Genomic DNA, 18974 nt, shown 5'->3' on the forward strand with positions numbered 1-18974 from the left:
TCATCTCCCAAGCCAAGGTTGTGGGTTTACCGCTCTACCCTGACGGCGGATTTCAAAATACAGGGCGGGTTGTTCCTGACCGCCACTGTTACCGACCAGGGCGATGGGTTGCCCGGCACGAACTTGCTGGCCGACACTGACCAGAGCGCTCTGATTATAGCCATAAAGGCTCATATCACCTTTACCGTGCTCTATAACGACAACCAGCCCATAGCCTTGCAACCAATCAGCCAGCAGTACCCGGCCATCAGATATCGCTTTGACCTCAGTGCCTTCTGTGGCAGCAATCACCATGCCTTTCCAGCGCAGTTCGCCTTGCAGTGCCTCACCAAACTCATGTATCACCCTACCGCGGACAGGCCAGATTGCCTGACCAGCCGGACGGCCAAGGCCACCAGTCCGCGCCATCAATGCGCGTTCATCTTCAGTGGGTTTATAGCTGGAACCTTTTTTCTGCGCTTGTTTCTGTTTCGCTGCAATCTGAGCACGAACACGCGCAGCTTCTCTGGCTTCCCGTTCAGCACGTGCTTTTGCTTCCCGTTCTGCTTTAGCAATTTTATCCCGTAGACGGGTTTCATTTTGTTTTAGTTCAGCGAGACTTTTCTGATCTTTCTTCAGAGAAGACTCCAGCTCCGTCAGGGTTTTCTGCCGGGCGCTGCGGGCCACTTCCATCTGCTGCTTTTGTTGTTGTTGTTCCGTCAGAACTTGTTTCTGCTCTTTCTGTTTTTGCTGCTCAAGTTTTTTCTGTTCAGTTAAATCAACGGTAGTTTGCTCAAGCTTAACAATAGTATCCTGACGGGCTTGATTAAGGTAACTATAGTAAGCGAGGATGCGTTCTCCCCTCTTACCTTCCTCACCTCTGAACATGAGCTCAAGCCCTTGATGCTGCCCTTGACGGAAAGCAGCATCCAATTGACGTGCCAGCATACCCCGTTGCGCTGTTTGTTGTTTTTCCAGTTTCTTGATATTGGCATTAAGCGCGGTAATCTCTTTATTCAGCTTACTGAGTTGAGTTTGGGTACTGTGCAGAGAGAGGCCAACTTTAGAAATTGTATTTTCCTGATCTTGCAGTTGGCTCAACAACGTACTGCGTTTTTGCTGTTGTTGTTGCACATTCTTCTCTTTCTCTGCAATGTCTTGCTGAAGATTTTTAAGCTGATTTTTATTGTCGATAATCTGATTGGCAAAAGTATGGAAGCTGAAAACCGCGGACAGGAAAGCACAGAACAATAAGGCACGAATTTTATTCTGCCATGAGTTCTGATTGAGCCGATAATGACGGCCAGGTATTTCCTTGTTGTCTGCCATTGCTGTCAATATACCTTGCGACTGTATAACATCAGATTATTTCATGTTGAACAATTGGTTACCAGATGCTTTGCTGATTTTTTACACTTCCGGATAATATTGTTTCAACATTGAAATCAGATAATAACTGGGCACATTAGCCACTTTAGCCTATTTATTGCCGAAATTCCTGTATTCAATCAGTGTGGCAGAGAATCTTCTGATAGCGTACTTAACGCGTTCCATTTTCAGCATATTTTTATTTTTTCTCGAAACTCTCCGCAAAATTTACATTGAGCTTATGCTATTTGGCTGTAATTGACGCAACACAAAGGTATACTCTGGAGCCTTAGATATTTGTTAATAACCAACGGGAGTTTTTGCCCCCCATGCTGCAAGAAATCATGCAATTTATTAATCAGCACATGACCTTAAGCCTCATCTGGATTGCACTGCTGGTTGCCGTTATTGTGACGACGATGAAAAGTCTCTTCTCTAAAACCAAAGAGATAACCCGTGCACAAGCGATTAATTTGATCAATAAAGAAGAAGCCATCGTCGTGGATTTACGTTCCCGTGAAGATTTCCGCAAAGGGCATATCATTGGTTCAATAAACCTGACTCCATCTGAAATTAAAGACAACAACCTGGCTGAGTTGGAAAAACATAAAAAGCAGCCGGTGATTGTTGTTTCAGCGAATGGCACTGAATCGCGCACTCCGGCTGAGAATCTTCTCCGTGCTGGTTTTGAACGCGTATGCTCCCTGAAAGAAGGTCTGGCTGGTTGGACAGGCGAAAACTTACCATTGGCGCGTGGTAAAAAGTAATCATTTTGGGTGTGAGTGGAGACATTCACGTAAAAAATTTAATAAGGACATCTAAAGGTAACAATTATTATGTCAGAGCAAAACAACACAGAAATGGCTTTCCAGATCCAACGTATCTACACCAAAGATATCTCTTTTGAAGCACCAAACGCACCGCAGGTGTTCCAACAGGAATGGCAGCCGGAAGTAAAACTCGATCTGGATACGGCTTCCAGTGAGTTGGCTCAGGGGGTTTATGAAGTTGTTCTGCGTGTAACTGTGACGGCAGCGCTGGGTGAAGAGACGGCATTCCTGTGTGAAATACAGCAAGGCGGTATTTTCTCTATTGAAGGTATTGAAGGAACTCAGCTGGCTCATTGCCTGGGTGCATATTGTCCGAATATCCTATTCCCATATGCCCGTGAATGCATCACCAGCCTGGTGAGCCGTGGTACTTTCCCACAACTGAACCTTGCTCCGGTAAACTTTGATGCTCTGTTCATGAACTACCTGCAACAGCAAGCAGAGCAGCCTCAGAATGACGAACAAGCTCAACAGGAAGCTTAATGAATAGTACTGTTTCTATGACAGTTATCGGTGCCGGTTCATACGGCACCGCATTAGCCATTACGTTGGCACGTAATGGTCATAATGTTGTGCTTTGGGGACATGACTCAAAGCATATTCAGGCATTGCAACAGGCACGTTGTAATCAGAAATTTCTGCCGGATGTCTCCTTCCCTGACAATTTATTGCTTGAAACAGACCTGACAAAAGCACTGACAGCAAGCCGCAACATTCTTGTTGTGGTTCCCAGCCATGTGTTTGGTGAGGTGTTAAAGCAGGTAAAACCCCATCTGCTGCCTGATTCGCGAATTGTCTGGGCAACTAAAGGCTTGGAAGCTGATACTGGCCGGTTATTGCAGGACGTGGCCCGTGAGATATTAGGCGACGAAATACCGTTGGCGGTGCTTTCTGGCCCAACCTTTGCGAAAGAATTAGCGGCTGGTTTACCCACAGCGATAGCGATTTCGGCGACTGAATCTGCCTTTAGTGATGAACTTCAGCAACTATTCCACTGTGGCAAAAGCTTCCGTGTTTATAAAAATCCTGATTTTATTGGCGTTCAACTTGGTGGTGCCGTAAAAAACGTGATTGCTATAGGTGCGGGAATATCTGATGGCATGGGGTTTGGTGCTAATGCACGTACTGCATTGATTACCCGTGGATTAACAGAAATGAGTCGCCTTGGTACCGCTCTTGGCGCGGATCCTTCAACCTTTATGGGTATGGCGGGATTGGGTGATTTGGTCTTAACTTGTACAGATAACCAATCACGTAACCGTCGCTTTGGCATGATGCTGGGGCAGGGAATTAGCGTTGAAGAAGCTCAGTGCGAGATTGGACAGGTTGTTGAAGGTTACCGCAATACCAAAGAAGTGCGCGCATTGGCCGAACGTGCTGATGTGGAAATGCCGATTGCAGAACAAATCTATCAAATACTGTATTGCAATAAAAATGTGATAGAAGCTGCTCAAGCATTGTTAGGAAGAGCCAGAAAGGACGAGAGCGATAATGTACGCTCTTGAATCGGAAAAAATCTAATAAAAAAGATAGGTTCTAACTGTGAGAGTAAAAAATATGTCGCTAGAAGAATTGGACGAAGTTTGGAAAAACATAAGAACAGAGGCGAGAGCACTGGCTGAATGTGAACCGATGTTAGCCAGTTTTTTTCATGCGACATTACTCAAGCATGAAAATCTTGGTAGTGCTCTAAGTTATATGTTGGCTAATAAACTGGCTACGCCGATTATGCCGGCTATTGCCGTCAGAGAGATCGTAGAAGAGGCTTATAGATCAGATCAGAAAATGATAATCTCTGCTGCCCGCGACATCATAGCGGTGCGCTTACGTGATCCTGCGGTAGATAAATACTCAACGCCTCTGCTTTACCTCAAAGGGTTCCATGCCTTGCAGGCCTATCGTATTGCCCATTGGATATGGGGGGAAGGGCGTAAGGCACTGGCTATTTACCTGCAAAACCAAATCTCAATGTCTTTTGGTGTTGATATTCACCCGGCAGCAAAAATTGGTTGTGGCATCATGCTTGACCACGCTACTGGCATTGTGATTGGTGAAACGGCGGTGGTGGAGAATGACGTTTCTATCCTGCAATCCGTCACCCTTGGCGGTACAGGTAAATCAGAGGGTGATCGTCATCCGAAAGTCAGGGAGGGGGTGATGATTGGCGCAGGTTCAAAAATACTTGGCAATATCGAAATTGGTCGTGGGGCAAAAATTGGCGCAGGCTCAGTAGTCCTTCGCTCGGTTCCACCACACACAACAGCCGCCGGTGTGCCAGCCCGTATTGTCGGTAAACCTGAAAGCGAAAAGCCCTCATTGGATATGGACCAACATTTTAATGGTATCAACAATGGCTTTGAATATGGTGATGGGATTTGATTTGTGAACAACTACGTTTGAGAAATATTGTTCACAAAACTGAATAGTCAAAAATGCCGTGGTCTTTTAATTGATTAGATGCACGGCATTAACTTTAGTCAATGGCAATTACTCTTTCAATAAAGCACCTGAATAACCTAATTGCCGCCAGGCTTCAAAAACCACAACAGCAACTGAATTAGAAAGATTCATACTTCGGCTGTCTGCCAGCATTGGAATACGGATTTTTTGTTGTTGTGGCATATTATCCAGAACATAAGGTGGTAACCCTCTGGTTTCTGGCCCGAACATCAAATAATCCCCATCCTGATAACTTACCGCACTATGTGCCGGTGTTCCTTTCGTGGTGAGTGCAAACAGCCGGGCAGAAGATTCTCCTGTTAACCCTTCACTTTCTGAAAAAGCATAATAATCATGATGTTGTTTGATATTGGTAAACTCATGATAATCCAGCCCAGCCCGACGCAGCCGTTTGTCATCCCAGGTAAAACCCAGAGGCTGAATCAGATGTAATTGAAAACCAGTATTGGCACAAAGACGAATAATATTACCGGTATTAGGCGGGATTTCAGGTTCAAATAAGACGATGTTTAGCATATGCCCCCCAGAAACGAGGGGCACAGATTAGCAGAAATTGGGTAGGGATGCAGGGGGATTTCATCTCTGGTTTATCTGTTGGAACATCTTTCAGAAATTACTCATCACTTGGACACATTCATTTGCTTGTGGCTACAATATGTCTATTATATAGACAAACATTGAGGGAGATTTCTTATGGCTGATACTGTTGTACGTGCCCGTGTTAATCCTAAATCCAAAGCGGCGGCGATGGCCAATGCGAAAGCTATGGGGCTGAATCTTTCCACTATAATTCGTATGGTGGTTAATCGTCTGGCTGTTGAACCAGAATTACCTGCTGAGTTGCTGCAACTTATTAATCAGGAGACATTACAGGCTATTCGAGATCTGGAAAATGGCATAGGTGTTCACCGAGTCGATACGATAGGTGAACTAAAGCGTGATCTTGGATGGTAAATAATGTTAAAGATTGTTTACCAGAGTCGTTTTAAAAAAGATGCAAAACGTTATGCGAATAATAAAAAAGCCTTGCAAACCATTGAGCTTTTGCAGATCGATGGGCCTTTGAGCGTTACCGTGAACATTCATTAGCAGGCCAATATATTGGCTACCTTGAATGCCACGGAGCGCCAGATATTTTGCTTATTTATCAGCGCACAAATACTGAATTGAAACTATATCGAATAGGTAGTCATTCAGATTTGTTCTGAATTTTACTTCTTTTAAGGAATCAAACAGTGTAGACATACACCTTAATTAGAGCGAAAACCATTGGGGTTATTCTTCTGCCAGTTCCAGCTATCACGCATCATATCGTCAATATTACGTGTTGCTTGCCAGCCGAGAATTTCACGGGCTCTGGATGGATCAGACCAACATTCGGCAATATCTCCAGGGCGTCTGTCTGTAATTTTATATGTAATCTCTTTACCTGCGGCTTTTTCAAAAGCGTGAAGTAATTCCAGTACAGAATAACCAGCCCCGGTTCCTAAATTGAAAACTTCATAGGATTGTTGTTTATCCAGATAGTTAATAGCGGCAATATGACCTTCAGCCAAATCCATCACATGAATGTAGTCACGGACGCCAGTACCATCTTTGGTTGGATAATCGTTGCCATAGACTGATAAACATTCCAAACGACCAACAGCAACCTGAGTAATATAAGGCAACAGATTATTAGGGATACCATTAGGATCTTCGCCAATCATACCTGATGGGTGTGCACCGACAGGGTTGAAATATCTTAGACTGGTGATTTTGAAACTTGGCTCGGCTGCGGCAAAGTCTTTTAGAATTTGCTCAATCATTAGTTTGGAGGTGCCATAAGGGTTGGTTGTACCACCCACTTTGGCATTTTCAGTTAGCGGGACAAACTCAGGATCACCATAAACCGTTGCGGACGAGCTGAAAATCAATTGATGTACGCTATTAGCACGCATAGCCTGCAACAGAACTAAAGTACCAGTAACATTGTTCTGATAATATTCAAGTGGCTTTCTGGTTGACTCACCAACCGCTTTTAAACCTGCAAAATGAATCACAGATTTAATGTTATTTTCTTGGAAAATCTGATTCAGTAAATCTAAATCAAGTACATCACCTTGATAGAATTTCACTGATTTGCCAGTGATCTTTTCAATCCTGCGAAGAGATTCTGGTGATGAGTTGCAGAGATTATCGATAACAACAACATCAGCTCCTTTTTCTAAAAGGGCTAATACTGTATGGGAGCCGATGTAGCCGGCTCCTCCGGTGATTAGGATTGGCATTTAAATATTCCTGTGTACTTTATTAATTATTTTTAAATTCATGATAATCTAACACATCCATATAAAATTTTTTATCATCCCAAGTAAAATGTAGAGATTAAAACAGATGTAGTAACTGAAAGCCAGTATTAGTTACAAAGATAAATAATATCACCGATATTAGACAGGGTTTCAAGTTTAAGTAAGAGGGTGTTTAACATATAGATTTTATATTAACGGTTATTAAAATCCCATTCATAAAAATCATGGGTGACGCCTCTTCCTCCAAATCCTTCTTTCTGTGCAATCAGACCTTCATTTAAATAATATCCAGAATTTTCGGTAGAAATACCGAAACTAAAGTATTTTTTCTCATGATAAACATTATTTATCAAAGAATTTAGAATAGCATCCAAAGCTCCTGTGTTTCTTCCTACTTCATTGGATGCTAAATATTGTGTATGAACAATATGACCAAAGTCATAGACTATACAGCCTGCAATTAAAGAATCATCTTTTAGCGCTGTATAAAGCTTTATATTTTCAGGAAATTTTGATGATAGTAGTTTCATTTCATCAGAGGAATGAATTGGCGTAGCGTTAAATTTTGCTAACACACCGCTTAATAGCTCATGGAAACACCTGAAATCATCAGATGGTCTGATAAGTATATTATTTTTATCTGCTTTTCTTATGACGTTTTTCCGAGAATCAGATAGTTTTGGACGTTTATCTAATTCTATTACAGATGATAAGTCTCTTCTGATTAACTTAGCTTTATTTATAAATAAAGCATATAAGTCTTCGTTGGATGGGTATTTTTTGAACACGTCAGGGATGCACTTGTATATCATCTTCTTACATCCATTTTTTAAATAATGCTCCTTTATTAGGTCAAATATAGATAATATATCTTTTGTATGAAGCTCTTTTCCATAGATTAGTCCACCGTAAGTGAGACCATTATGGCTATATATGGTCTCATTATCAGTGTTGGCAGGGAATACTGCAACAGGGATTTGTTTTTTGTAAATTATTAAAGATGCGTCTTCGAATCTAACTTCATGATACTTAAAGTAATCAATTAAGAATAGAAAATTTCCATTTTTAGAGTTGATTACAACTCTATTCCAATTATCATAATGGTTTTTATCTAGCGGTTCTATTTTGAACATTATAAATTCTCTTTTTTTAAACAAGACACTAATATTAGTGTCTTGTTTGTTGATCTAATCATATTATTTTAATTTCAAATGTTAAGATAATCGTGTCCCAGACCTTTTAAAATAATCAATTGACTTTAATTTTTTTACCATTTATTAATATCTTAGATGTTTTTAAGATACCTTTAGATATTGTTAATCTAAACAACTTAGTTGTCTAGATTAACAATATGACCATTTATTTCTAAATAGTTTTTTTGAATAATATGAGCTTTTAGAATTTCTATTTTTTTGTTCTTATAAAAAATATGTGAGAGGGTAAGGTTTTACTAAAGCTTTTCATGACCTAGAGAAAAAGGAAGGTAACAAGTTATTAGGAATACCGTTAGGGTCCTTGTTAGTCATCCTAGATGGAATAAGTACTATACCCGTGCTCATTGAAAATGCTTGATTTTTCCTAAAATAAGGATCATCGTATCCGTCATGAAAATATTCATTACCGATGAACAAAAAGCCGAACTCGAACACCTTCATCACACCTGCCGTGATAAGAGGGAGTGTGATCGTATCAAAGCGGTTCTGCTGGCCTCTGAAGGCTGGAGTTCAGTCATGATCGCTCAGGCCCTGCGTCTGCATGAAACGACGGTTAATCGTCATATCAGCGATTACCTTAATCATCGCAAACTGAAGCCTGAAAATGGCGGCTCTCAGAGCCATCTCAACGAAACACAAACTCAGGAACTTATCGCTTATCTGACCGCGAATCTTCTGCCCACCACACAGGCTGTTATCCGTCTTGTCGAAGAACGATGGGATATCAGTTACACCGTTCCCGGCATGAATAAATGGCTGCACCACAATGGCTTCAGCTATAAAATCTATGGTCACCCCCGTTTTTGCAACACAAATTTTGATGTATGGTGGGCTTGCGTAAATCTATTCGGCGTCTGGTGAGCAATCATGCCCGCGCCACGATGAGTTCCGTGCCTGCCGAACCTTAAAAACCTCTCGGCTTCAGAGCGCCATTTTTTATATCAGGTTCATCAGCAGGCCGATACGCCGTTCATGTCATCAATTATCTGTCGTCGCAAAACCAGATGGTAACGGCTTAACTTACTGAGCTAACGCCGTTTTTCGTTGGCTCTTTTATTTAATGAACACCGTCTGATGTGCCGTAACGGCCCAGGCTATTCGGGCCAGTTTGTTCGCCAGCGCGCACGCCACAACGTTCGAGTGATGGCGGGCAAGCTGCCTGTTCACCCACTCTGCCAGACGCCCTGGATTATGCTCCAGCCGCTGCATAAAGACCCTGGCAAGGAAGCCGGAGACAACGAGCCCATCCTGTTCATTGATGGTGTCCATCCCACGCAGGGGACGAAACTCGCTGATGGCTGGATGCGCAAAGGCCAGAAAACTGCGGTGAAAACCACGGGCAGCCGTACCCGTCTGAACCTGATGGGCGCCTTGAATCTGGCCGATATCAGTAAAACGGTAGTACGCGAATATGACAGTATCGACAGTTATCACATCGCGGAGTTCTTCATTGCCATCCGTGAAACCTATCCGGTCAGTCAGAAGGTCCATATTATCCTTGACGGAGCCAGTTACCACCGGAGTGAGTGGGTAAAAGACTGGGCTTATGTGATGAATATTGATCTTCATTTCTTACCGCCCTACAGCCCGAATCTGAACCCGATAGAAAGGCTGTGGAAGGTGATGAATGAAAAGGTCAGAAATAACCATTACTTCGCCTCGACGGTTTTGTTCAGGCAGGCAATACATCACTTTTTTACGGAAATATTACCGGAACTTGCCGGGAACCTGTCGTGCCGTATTAATGACAACTTCCAGGTTCTGAATCCTGCATCTTCAAGTTAAGCGGGTATAACGTATTTCAGACTAGTAATTGTGAATTTGAGTTTAACCGTTGCAAAATCTTTTGGTATTTGTTCAATGATCAGTTTTAGGTATCATAACGACTGGTTGTACCACTTATTTCTGACATTTCCAGCCAGTTGATAAATCCGGTGTGATGACTTTTGGGATCAATTGTATAAATTATTAATAACAATGTGCATAAGGCAATACAGTTAACACTTTAAATGATTAAAGTTATTATTTGAACCATTCTAAGAGATTTTTTAGTATAATTAATATACCTAATGAAAGCTGGTATTTCAATGATTAATGAAAGGGTATGTGTGATTCAGCTATAAGAAATTCAATATCATATTCTTTGACTTGAGTCACATTATAACCGAGATTTTGTTTGGCTTTCCATACTAGATCACATATCCCATCTGTTGGCGCGAATGCTGCCGGTGCTTTTAATAGCAATTGGCGGATTTTCTCATGATCAGAACTGTGGCATGCATCTGCTAACTCGACTAAAAGCTCACGCAATATTGACCATGGTAACATGCTTTCTTGAGCGGTCATAATACGCGGGTGAGCAGTGTTGTTTACTGCATCGCCAATTAATAATTCTTCAAATAGCTTTTCACCGGGACGGAGTCCTACAACTTTTACTTCTATATCTCCTTCTGGGTGTTGTTTATTTTTCAATGTTAGGCCACTTAATCTAATCATACGGTGGGCTAAATCAAGGATCTTAACAGGATTACCCATATCAAGTACAAAGACATCTCCTCCAGTACCCATTGCCCCAGCTTGAATTACTAATTGGGAAGCCTCTGGAATTGTCATAAAGTAACGGATAATATCAGGATGAGTCACAGTGATAGGGCCACCTTTCAGAATTTGCTTGCGAAACAGTGGTACAACAGAACCTGATGATCCCAATACATTGCCAAAACGAACCATACAGAAACGGGTTTGGTTTTGTGCTTCAGCTAAAGCTTGCAAAATCAATTCTGCCAAACGCTTAGTAGCTCCCATAGTATTGGTAGAACGAACTGCTTTATCCGTTGAAATTAGAACAAAGGTTTCAACATTCGCTTTTATAGCAGCTTGAGCACTATAAAGAGTACCAAATATATTGTTACGTATTCCTTCGACTACGTTATATTCAACTAAAGGAACATGCTTATAAGCGGCTGCATGATAGACAGTTTGAATTTGGAAGCTAGCCATTGCAGCACTTAAACGACACTGATGCTGAACTGAACCTAGAAGAGGTATAATCTTAGTTTTAATATCTTCACGATGACATTGTTCATTAAGCTCTTTATCAATTGCGTAAAGGCTATACTCAGATAATTCAAACAATACTAACTTAGCAGGTTTACAGCGTAATATTTGACGGCATAGTTCAGAACCAATAGAGCCACCAGCTCCTGTTACCATGACATGTTTATTCGTTATATTAGCGTTCATTAGCTCAGGTATTGGTTCTACAGGATCACGTCCTAATAGATCTTCTATAGAAACCTCTTTTAATTCATCGATAAATGCATTCCCTTTTACTAAATCAGTTATCCCTGGAATAGAGAGAACTTTACACGGAAAATGTTCTAAACGGTGGATAACATTTTGACGTGTTGACCTAGGTGCACTAGGTATTGCTAATAATATTTTCTTAATGTTAAATCGAAGAATTAATTCTTCGATATTTTCAGTAGGATAGACACTAATTCCTTGAATCGTTGTCTTATGTAGGGTTATATCATCGTCAACAAATGCGATAGGAAAATACTCTTGCCCTTGGTTGAGAGCTAATTGTAATTGTCGGCCTGATGATCCTGCACCATAGATCAATACAGGAATTCGGTTATTTTTACTTCTATTAACTAACATTCGAAAGACAACTCTTATACCTCCAATCAGAATTAAAGCGAATGAGAAATAGATTATAGATACAGTACGGGGTAAAAAGATATTAGAAAAAAAGGCTAGCATTACTAATAATACAGTAGATAAAATTGTGCCTAGTGCAACAGTCCATAAAAACTTGAACCCTACATAGCGTAAAATCGCATGATATAGCCCTAGTTTAATAAAGAGCAGAATTGTTATAGAGATCAACACTAATAGTAATCCCCAGTGGGATAAACTTATTATAGGAGTAGAGTTATCGAGTCGTACCCAATATCCCCCCCAAAAGGCTATTCCTAATAGTATTGTATCTATAAAAACAGATATAATACGTTTTAGACTTCGTGGAAGCCTAAGAAAATAAATCAACATTATATTCTATGCCCATTAATTTGCATATTTGAAACTAATATTGTTGTTCTGGATAGTAATAGAATTAAAAGATTTTGTTAAAAATACTGAATATTAATTCTTGACTCTATCGCCAGAACCTTTACCAACAACTGTTTGTATAATGTATCTAAAATAATCAATTAATGTGAGTGAGTTAATCATATGAGCATCTGTTTCAGCCAATAGTTTTGGTGTGGACATATCTATAGTATTTATCTGTGATAGACCCGTGATTCCTGGTCTTACATCAAATATGCTACGTTGACTCCGTTCAATAATTAATTCTTCTTGATTAAAAAGGCAAGGACGGGGACCAACGAGACTCATTTCTCCTTTTAACACATTCCATAATTGTGGTAGCTCATCTAATTTACTTCTACGTAAGAAACTACCAAATTTAGTAATAGATGATGCATCAACTAAATGGCTTGCAACAGAAGCAGTATTAGTTCTCATAGTGCGAAACTTAACTAGAGTAAATGGTGTGAGATTCCTGCCTACTCTTATTTGGTAAAATAGAGGAGAGCCAGTATCGAAATACCCAATAATTATTAAACTTATTAGGATAGGAGATGCACAGATTAAACCTATTAGAGATAAAAGAATATCTAATATACGAATAATAAAACTAGTCATAGAAATATTTAAAGTCATTTGTTGAATTGTACAGTTGCAGTTTTAATTAACTGCTGTTCCATTGTGACAGGAGGTACCCAATTTAAAGTATGTTTTGTGTGGGAAATATCTATTTGTAAAGAATCACACAAACGTTGAGCGACTGATTTTTTCCCAACTATCCCAGCAGCGAAACGGATAAAACTCATTGGTATAGGAATCAGTCTAGGTGATTTATCTAAAGCATCAGCTATTTTTTTCAAAAATTCTGTGGTGGATATATCTTGATCATCACTAATCAGGAATGTCTGGTTTGCTGCATTAGGGTGATCGATACAGGTAATAATAAGATCAACTAGGTTATCCAGTGCAACAAAGCTACGCTTATTGTGAATAGCTCCTAATGGTAACCAGTGTTCAGTAGCTACAGCATTTACAAGTTTCTCAAAATTCCCAGGGGCATTGGGACCGTAGACAAGTGGTGGTCTAATGATAACGATTTCCATACCTGTTGTTGCCTGTATATCCCATAACCCAACTTCAGCTTCATATTTTGATTGTGAATAGAAATCCCATGGTAATGGTGGATCTGATATTCTGAAAGGGTTATCAATAGTTCTTCCACCGTTCACACCAATAGTACTGATGAAAATAAATCTATTAACCCCGGCTTGTGCTGCCTGGCGAGCTAAATTCAGTGTACCTTCTGTATTGATTTCTCTATATGCTGCTAATGGGTCTAATGAAGAATCATTCGTTATATGGACTCGGGCAGCAGAATGGATAATGACTTTAACTCCTTTAAGTGCTAATGAATAATCTGTTCTGGTATCAATGGAACCACTGAAAAAATCAGATAATTGATTAGTTGGATTAGTACGGCCAAAGGTCCTAACTAAGTTCCCTGATAGTTTATCAAGCACTGAACTACCAACAAACCCTGTACCACCAGTTAAAAGAATCATTATTATAGCTCTTTCCTATATATCTTTAGATATTTATTAACCATTCCCAAAAATTCATTGATTATTATTTATTAGCCAAATATGTTACTGGTTTTGGAAGGATCAGACTAATATTGGAGATATTTTCTAAGTATTTATGAAGTGGTTTTTTTACTATTTTTGATAATAACTAGTTAATCAAATAGAACTCACGGTTTTTTCCTTAGTTGGATACTTAGTATGTAGCGATTTCTTATCCACATCAGGAATATTATTCTGATAGAATTTTACTGGTTTGCTAGTCAGTATTATCAACCTTAGGGGGACTATTTATGGATGTAGCTATTTTCTACATTAGGATATATACCTAAGAAACTTTAAGATGCAGTTTTTAGCACCTGAAAATGGTCGTTAATTCTAGACATCAGCGAGTCTGCTATATCAGGTAGCGTTGTGGTGAAAAATTTGAATACTTTGTCTCGAAATTCATGTTTATCAGCGAAATAACGGTTATTTCAAACATGTTCATTCATGACCTTCCATAATCGCTCTATCGGGTTTAAATTTGGGCTGTATGGGGGAAGGTAATGTCACTCAATATTGCTAACATAAGCCCATTCCTTTACAAGATGAGCTTTGTTGTAACCCGCCCCATCCACAATAAGATGAATTTTTTGATGATAGTTAGGATAAGACCTTCTTATTTCATTGAAAAAATGGCAAATGTTGTCATCATTGATGGTTTGATATTCCTGGAACACCGTACGACCAATGGCATTCAGGTTGAGTGCACTCAATATATTCAGGCGAGTTCGGCTTCCTGTTGTTTTGACTGTTTTTTTCTCGCCTTTTCGCATCCAACCATAACCGAGTTTAGTGCCTTGAGTCGGGTAAACCGCGTCAAGAAAGAGGATGGGTTCGTCTTTCGCTGTGACTTTAAGATTTTCATAATATTCAATAAATTGTATCTGTTTTTCTGCATCAAATTTATGAGGGACACCACACGGTTTTTTATAAGAAAACTCCTGACGGTGTAGCCATTTATTCATGCCTGGAATGCTAAAGGTCATATTCCAGAGCTGAGCAACATAGGCCACGATTTCATGTGTGTGATGGAAAAGATTTTGAGATAAGTGGTTGATTAAAAAATTAGTTTGTTCTCGATAAAGTAAACTATCAGACCCCCCATTATCAGATTTAAGTTTACCCTGATTGAGGTCATCACCTATATGGCGGTCAACGGTGGTCTGATGGAGTCGCAATGCCTGGGCTATCATCACAGAACTCCCCTCTTCAGAAGCAAGAAGGATGGTTTTTATTCTATCACGTACTTTGCCATCACGAGTTGTGTCGTGAAGACGTTCAAGTTTGATTTTTTGTTCTGATGTGATAAATATTTTTATAGCGAGAATAATGATCTCCATTTCGGATAAAATCAAGCATCTTCAATGATTACGGGTATATAAAAATAAACTTTGAAGCATAGATAAGAGTGGTTCTTAAACTTTCTCTTTAATTAGTTTTTCGTAAAGAGATAATGTTTTATTGTACATTTGGTTAAAAGTAAACTGATTCTTATATTTTTTTCGTCCATTATTTCCCATAAAGTCTCTGAGAGTTTTGTCTTCCATTAGTAGTTCGAGTTTGTCTTTTATTTCGTCTGAGTTTTTTCTTTGTACTAAATAGCCAGTAGTGCCATCATCAACTAACTCACTAACACCACCAACATTTGATGCTAGAACTGGTAATGATTGTCGCATTGCTTCTATTATGCTTATTGGTAATCCTTCCCAGTTTGAAATTAATAAGAAAATATCTTGATCTGATAATAGATTATTAATATCACCTCTTTCTCCTAGGAAAGAAACGTTTTCACTTATACCTAAATGTTTGGATAACTTTATCATTTCTTCTAATAAAGGGCCTTTTCCAATCAGATCCAAGTGCCATCTTTTATTTTTTATTCCAGATAAAGCCTTAAATAAACTAATATGATCTTTTTGTTCTGAGAAGCGAGCTATAGAAACAAGATTAATGATATTATTATTTTTCCTCCTTTTATTACCTATAAAATCAGGAATTCCATTATGTATAACAACTTGCCTTTTTTCATCTGCTACTTTATATTTGATAGCAATATCTTTATCTTGCTGAGATACTGTTATGATTTTGTTTGTAAAATTAGAGAAAATTTTCTCGATTAAAATATAAAATATTTTTCTTTTCTTATCAACACCATCTGCAAAAGACCATCCATGTGCAGTGAATGTTACTGGTATTCTTTTGAATAGTAAAGCGGCGCGTCCAATAATCCCTGCTTTGGAAGAGTGTAATGCAATAATGTCAGGAGATATTGTATTTATTATCTTTCTTATTTTGTAAATGCATATTAAATCTTTTATAGGAGAGATATTTCTAACTAACTCAGGTAAAATATACGTTTTTATATCTGCTCTATGTAACTCATTAACTAAAGCACCGTGCTCTCCGACAATGACTTTGACATAATGTTTATCTTTTTTCATTTTGAAAGCTATATCTCTAACATGTATTTGTGCTCCACCTATTTCATCTGCTTTTGTTATAATAAAAATTATCTTCATGTTTGGAATCTCAATAAGAATAAGATTTGGGTTTATCTAGTGTAGATTTAAATACAACTGGTGGTTTTGCATAGTAAGTGCAACATAAATAGGCTGTGAGTAAACAGGTTCGTATCCCTTTAGATAATTCATTGGGCGTTTTGCCATCCTGTGTTTTTGTAGGTTATTATTTGGTCTGTTTAAAAAATATATTTCTCAGTTTGAAATTTTATTAAGGTATGTCTCTTTGGGAAGGTATTATCTGATTAGGCCATTTATATTTTCATTTATCCCTCTTTCCTAAATAAGTTATATGGACACCGACTTAATTCAAGTAGGTGAGTAAATTTTTTTTGACAATGTAGTCGCAAACATATATTCGGCTTCAATGAGTCCTGATGAAAATCCGCACTCTCTGCCCTCATTATTTCAACAGTCTCGATAGACTGAGTTATTTACCCGGTTCACAGAGAGTCGGTACTACCTGTCAATACATCTACTTAAGGACTTCTACTACATCAATTCATCGTCTATATCATGGGTAACTCATCGTGCTTCATAACTCGATTGTTGGTTGACCAGAGCCCAGGCTATTCGGGCATTTTTATTCGCCAGTGCAACGGCCGCTTTTATTGAGCCCGCTGCGGGCTATCACGCCTTTTAACCCGCGTTGTAATCCATTACATCGTTCGTCAGGGAGCTTTTGCACCCGATAAACCACTGAGCGGGCACCGTGGATCAGTATTCCCCGCAAATAGTTATCTCCGCGTTTTGTGATACCCAATAACCTGACTTTGCCTCCACTGCTATGCTCTTTTGGCACCAGCCCCAGATAGCTAGCAAAATGCGGGCCATTTTTGAAGCCCGTGCTGTCGCCCAAGGCTATCATCAGAGCTGATGCCCCCAGTGGGCCGATACCCGGTGCAGTGTCAGTAACCGGCCGATATCTTCTTGTTGCGCATTCAGGTGGTCGAGGCGTTTATCCAGCACCTTCAGACGCTGCTGCTGTTCTTTGAGTTCAAACAAGAGTTCCTGAAACAGTTCACGGCTTATTGGCGTCAGGTCATTTTCCGCGTTTTCCAGATGCTCAGGCAAACATTGTTCAACCTTGTGGGCGCTTTCAGGCATGGCAATGCCATATTCTAAGCCCAATCCCCGTATTTGATTAATCAGCGCCGTTCTGTTTTTCATTAGCCGCTGGCGAATCCGATGCAAACACTGAATATCCTGTTGTTCCTGCGTTTTTTCCGGAACATAACGCATCCCTGGACGACTGTCTGCTGCCACAATAGCCACGGCATCATTTTTATCATTTTTGCTGCCCATTCTAAATGGGGTGACATATTGGGGGCTGATTTGTTTCACCTCATGGTCAAATCGTTTAAATTGGCGACTCCAGTAATTTGCGCTGCCACACGCCTCCATCACGATTTTTGAAGGGGGTTGTTGCGCAATGAAAGCTATCAGTTTATCGCGTGAGACCACAGTATTTTTAATCATTTTTCCAAGCGGGGAGGCAATATGTAATTGAAACACGCGCTTTGCCAGATCAATTCCGATAACTTGTTCCATTGGACACCTCTTCATATTTTTGCTGATGTATTCAGCATGGCTCACTGAAGCCGTTTTGGGGAGGGTGTCCATTTCATTATTTCATAATTATGCTTTACTTCCAACCAGCCCTTGTGTACCAAGACATACAGCCTTTTCATCTAAACGGCCTGTAGAAACAGTAAGATAGGCTATAGAGCCAATATTGTTTAATGAAGAAAACAAAGTGCATAGGTGTACCGGTATTATGGAACGCTATTTAGGGAGTATTAAGGATTAGCAAAGTAAATTTCTGTGTCTAATTCTTTCCTGATAACTTCATGATACGAAAATTTTAAACCATTATTAAAAGTAATCGTCTTGACTCTCTGTTTTAATGGAAATAAAGCTTTAACAGTTGCTTCCGTCACTTCCGATGCCTGCTTTCTGTTAAGTTTAATTACCATTGTATATAGTGTCTTACGTTTAACTAGTGTTAATAATACACTATTTTATTTATTCCAATTATTGTGTCACCTTTCTAAACACCAATACGTGCTTTTTTATCAACGAGTTCCGGACTGTTCATTAATACCGACTTTTTTTAATTTTTCTTCTTCTTTTATAATAGCTATATTGTTTACGATAAGGTTTACTGGCAGTTCTGAGATGTTGTCATAAATCACTTCCTTCTGTTTTATCTTTATAAATACAATCTATAAATGGTCTCATAATGGAAAGACATCCTTTTATGTTCCTTCAGATAATCAACTATTTATTCGGGATTTAAATTCTGACAAATTAACCTACCCATTTCTTTTATTTTTTATCGCTTTATTCGAGCAATAACGACGAACAGTCCCAGAAGATAGGACTGTTTCGGCAATATTTTTTTGTCTGCTGATGGTTGATGGGCTTCGATTAAGTGACTCAGTAATGAAATGTTGTGAAAAACTGGCTTTTTTAAACTGGAAACCTGGTGTCTATCTGCTTCGGTCGGTTATTTATAGGCCATAATGCATTTTCCTTTGGAGAGAAAAATATCGATTATAGCAACTGACCGCCCCTCTGAAAAATTGTACTTAAT

General features: G+C 39.4%; 15 protein-coding genes and 7 pseudogenes. 9 read left to right on the plus strand and 13 right to left on the minus strand.

Annotated features, from left to right (window positions below; genetic code table 11):
- Complete coding sequence (envC, locus tag C5470_RS08205; protein ID WP_166287610.1) at positions 1 to 1308, minus strand: murein hydrolase activator EnvC; 1308 nt, start codon at positions 1306 to 1308, stop codon at positions 1 to 3.
- Between the two features lie 368 nt (positions 1309 to 1676).
- Between envC and C5470_RS08210 the strand changes: the two genes are divergently transcribed.
- The 4 genes from C5470_RS08210 (at position 1677) to cysE (ending at position 4556) form a co-directional block, all read left to right on the plus strand.
- On the plus strand, positions 1677 to 2114 hold the full coding sequence (locus C5470_RS08210; protein WP_036845497.1) for a rhodanese-like domain-containing protein: 438 nt from the start codon (positions 1677 to 1679) through the stop codon (positions 2112 to 2114).
- A 69-nt stretch (positions 2115 to 2183) separates the two neighbouring features.
- Positions 2184 to 2660 (plus strand): protein-export chaperone SecB, encoded by a 477-nt coding sequence (secB, locus tag C5470_RS08215; protein ID WP_021324088.1) that lies wholly within the window; start codon positions 2184 to 2186, stop codon positions 2658 to 2660.
- Complete coding sequence (gene gpsA / locus C5470_RS08220; protein WP_166287613.1) at positions 2660 to 3682, plus strand: NAD(P)H-dependent glycerol-3-phosphate dehydrogenase; 1023 nt, start codon at positions 2660 to 2662, stop codon at positions 3680 to 3682. The genes secB and gpsA overlap by 1 nt, the downstream gene beginning before the upstream one ends.
- 52 nt (positions 3683 to 3734) lie before the next feature.
- Positions 3735 to 4556 carry a serine O-acetyltransferase gene (gene cysE / locus C5470_RS08225; RefSeq protein WP_166287616.1) on the plus strand — a complete coding sequence of 274 codons (822 nt, stop codon included), beginning with the start codon at positions 3735 to 3737 and terminating at the stop codon, positions 4554 to 4556.
- A gap of 108 nt (positions 4557 to 4664) precedes the next feature.
- Here cysE and trmL read toward each other — a convergent pair whose 3' ends face one another.
- Positions 4665 to 5153: a tRNA (uridine(34)/cytosine(34)/5-carboxymethylaminomethyluridine(34)-2'-O)-methyltransferase TrmL gene (trmL, locus tag C5470_RS08230; protein ID WP_166287619.1), complete on the minus strand. Its 489-nt coding sequence runs from the start codon at positions 5151 to 5153 to the stop codon at positions 4665 to 4667.
- 177 nt (positions 5154 to 5330) lie between these two features.
- On the opposite strand from trmL, the gene C5470_RS08235 reads away from it, so the two are divergent.
- Genes C5470_RS08235 through C5470_RS23390 form a run of 3 tightly spaced genes read left to right on the plus strand, consistent with a single transcriptional unit; the run spans position 5331 to position 5845 of the window.
- Positions 5331 to 5591: a type II toxin-antitoxin system RelB/DinJ family antitoxin gene (locus C5470_RS08235; protein WP_166287621.1), complete on the plus strand. Its 261-nt coding sequence runs from the start codon at positions 5331 to 5333 to the stop codon at positions 5589 to 5591.
- Positions 5592 to 5594: 3 nt separating this feature from the next.
- Complete coding sequence (locus tag C5470_RS23385; protein WP_339916215.1) at positions 5595 to 5726, plus strand: hypothetical protein; 132 nt, start codon at positions 5595 to 5597, stop codon at positions 5724 to 5726.
- A gap of 11 nt (positions 5727 to 5737) precedes the next feature.
- Positions 5738 to 5845 carry a type II toxin-antitoxin system YafQ family toxin gene (locus C5470_RS23390; protein ID WP_339916250.1) on the plus strand — a complete coding sequence of 36 codons (108 nt, stop codon included), beginning with the start codon at positions 5738 to 5740 and terminating at the stop codon, positions 5843 to 5845.
- Between the two features lie 42 nt (positions 5846 to 5887).
- On the opposite strand, the gene galE is transcribed toward C5470_RS23390, so the two are convergent.
- Both galE and C5470_RS08250 read right to left on the minus strand, forming a co-directional pair.
- Positions 5888 to 6907 (minus strand): UDP-glucose 4-epimerase GalE, encoded by a 1020-nt coding sequence (galE, locus tag C5470_RS08245; RefSeq protein ID WP_166287624.1) that lies wholly within the window; start codon positions 6905 to 6907, stop codon positions 5888 to 5890.
- Positions 6908 to 7119: 212 nt separating this feature from the next.
- Entirely contained in the window at positions 7120 to 8061 is a 942-nt protein-coding gene (locus C5470_RS08250) for a GNAT family N-acetyltransferase (RefSeq protein ID WP_166287627.1), read from the minus strand.
- 471 nt (positions 8062 to 8532) lie between these two features.
- On the opposite strand from C5470_RS08250, the pseudogene C5470_RS08255 reads away from it, so the two are divergent.
- Positions 8533 to 8925: pseudogene (locus C5470_RS08255) on the plus strand (helix-turn-helix domain-containing protein); the annotation flags it as partial.
- A gap of 270 nt (positions 8926 to 9195) precedes the next feature.
- Here C5470_RS08255 and C5470_RS08260 read toward each other — a convergent pair.
- A pseudogene (locus C5470_RS08260) lies at positions 9196 to 9363 on the minus strand (IS110 family transposase); the annotation flags it as partial.
- On the opposite strand from C5470_RS08260, the pseudogene C5470_RS08265 reads away from it, so the two are divergent.
- A pseudogene (locus tag C5470_RS08265) lies at positions 9364 to 9927 on the plus strand (IS630 family transposase); the annotation flags it as partial.
- Positions 9928 to 10233: 306 nt separating this feature from the next.
- Here C5470_RS08265 and C5470_RS08270 read toward each other — a convergent pair.
- From C5470_RS08270 to C5470_RS22725, 8 genes and pseudogenes are all read right to left on the minus strand, one after another.
- Complete coding sequence (locus C5470_RS08270) at positions 10234 to 12195, minus strand: polysaccharide biosynthesis protein (protein ID WP_166287630.1); 1962 nt, start codon at positions 12193 to 12195, stop codon at positions 10234 to 10236.
- Positions 12196 to 12288: 93 nt separating this feature from the next.
- A complete protein-coding gene (locus C5470_RS08275) occupies positions 12289 to 12870 on the minus strand; it encodes a sugar transferase (RefSeq protein WP_339916217.1) in 582 nt (193 codons plus the stop codon).
- Positions 12867 to 13796 carry a UDP-glucose 4-epimerase family protein gene (locus C5470_RS08280; protein ID WP_166287633.1) on the minus strand — a complete coding sequence of 310 codons (930 nt, stop codon included), beginning with the start codon at positions 13794 to 13796 and terminating at the stop codon, positions 12867 to 12869. Before C5470_RS08280 ends, C5470_RS08275 begins: the two co-directional genes overlap by 4 nt.
- A gap of 356 nt (positions 13797 to 14152) precedes the next feature.
- Positions 14153 to 15178 (minus strand): annotated as a pseudogene (locus tag C5470_RS08285) (IS630 family transposase).
- 96 nt (positions 15179 to 15274) lie between these two features.
- Positions 15275 to 16378 (minus strand): glycosyltransferase family 4 protein, encoded by a 1104-nt coding sequence (locus C5470_RS08290; protein WP_166287636.1) that lies wholly within the window; start codon positions 16376 to 16378, stop codon positions 15275 to 15277.
- A gap of 97 nt (positions 16379 to 16475) precedes the next feature.
- Positions 16476 to 16657 (minus strand): annotated as a pseudogene (locus C5470_RS08295) (IS30 family transposase); the annotation flags it as partial.
- Between the two features lie 246 nt (positions 16658 to 16903).
- Positions 16904 to 17929: pseudogene (locus tag C5470_RS08300) on the minus strand (IS110 family RNA-guided transposase).
- Between the two features lie 251 nt (positions 17930 to 18180).
- Positions 18181 to 18884 (minus strand): annotated as a pseudogene (locus C5470_RS22725) (IS30 family transposase); the annotation flags it as partial.
- Positions 18885 to 18974 lie beyond the last annotated feature (90 nt).

The sequence above is a fragment of the Photorhabdus stackebrandtii genome, assembly GCF_011189495.1.
In the GTDB taxonomy this organism is placed as follows: Bacteria; Pseudomonadota; Gammaproteobacteria; order Enterobacterales; family Enterobacteriaceae; genus Photorhabdus; species Photorhabdus khanii.

Excerpts from the sequence above, each read along its gene's own strand:
- C5470_RS08210 (WP_036845497.1), top strand. The coding sequence starts at position 1,677 with ATGCTGCAAGAAATCATGCAATTTATTAATCAGCACATGACCTTAAGC.
- secB (WP_021324088.1), top strand. The coding sequence starts at position 2,184 with ATGTCAGAGCAAAACAACACAGAAATGGCTTTCCAGATCCAACGTATC.
- C5470_RS08290 (WP_166287636.1), bottom strand. The coding sequence starts at position 16,378 with ATGAAGATAATTTTTATTATAACAAAAGCAGATGAAATAGGTGGAGCA.
- cysE (WP_166287616.1), top strand. The coding sequence starts at position 3,735 with ATGTCGCTAGAAGAATTGGACGAAGTTTGGAAAAACATAAGAACAGAG.
- C5470_RS23385 (WP_339916215.1), top strand. The coding sequence starts at position 5,595 with ATGTTAAAGATTGTTTACCAGAGTCGTTTTAAAAAAGATGCAAAACGT.
- gpsA (WP_166287613.1), top strand. The coding sequence starts at position 2,660 with ATGAATAGTACTGTTTCTATGACAGTTATCGGTGCCGGTTCATACGGC.
- C5470_RS08280 (WP_166287633.1), bottom strand. The coding sequence starts at position 13,796 with ATGATTCTTTTAACTGGTGGTACAGGGTTTGTTGGTAGTTCAGTGCTT.
- galE (WP_166287624.1), bottom strand. The coding sequence starts at position 6,907 with ATGCCAATCCTAATCACCGGAGGAGCCGGCTACATCGGCTCCCATACA.
- C5470_RS08235 (WP_166287621.1), top strand. The coding sequence starts at position 5,331 with ATGGCTGATACTGTTGTACGTGCCCGTGTTAATCCTAAATCCAAAGCG.
- C5470_RS08275 (WP_339916217.1), bottom strand. The coding sequence starts at position 12,870 with ATGACTTTAAATATTTCTATGACTAGTTTTATTATTCGTATATTAGAT.
- C5470_RS08270 (WP_166287630.1), bottom strand. The coding sequence starts at position 12,195 with ATGTTGATTTATTTTCTTAGGCTTCCACGAAGTCTAAAACGTATTATA.
- trmL (WP_166287619.1), bottom strand. The coding sequence starts at position 5,153 with ATGCTAAACATCGTCTTATTTGAACCTGAAATCCCGCCTAATACCGGT.
- C5470_RS08250 (WP_166287627.1), bottom strand. The coding sequence starts at position 8,061 with ATGTTCAAAATAGAACCGCTAGATAAAAACCATTATGATAATTGGAAT.
- envC (WP_166287610.1), bottom strand. The coding sequence starts at position 1,308 with ATGGCAGACAACAAGGAAATACCTGGCCGTCATTATCGGCTCAATCAG.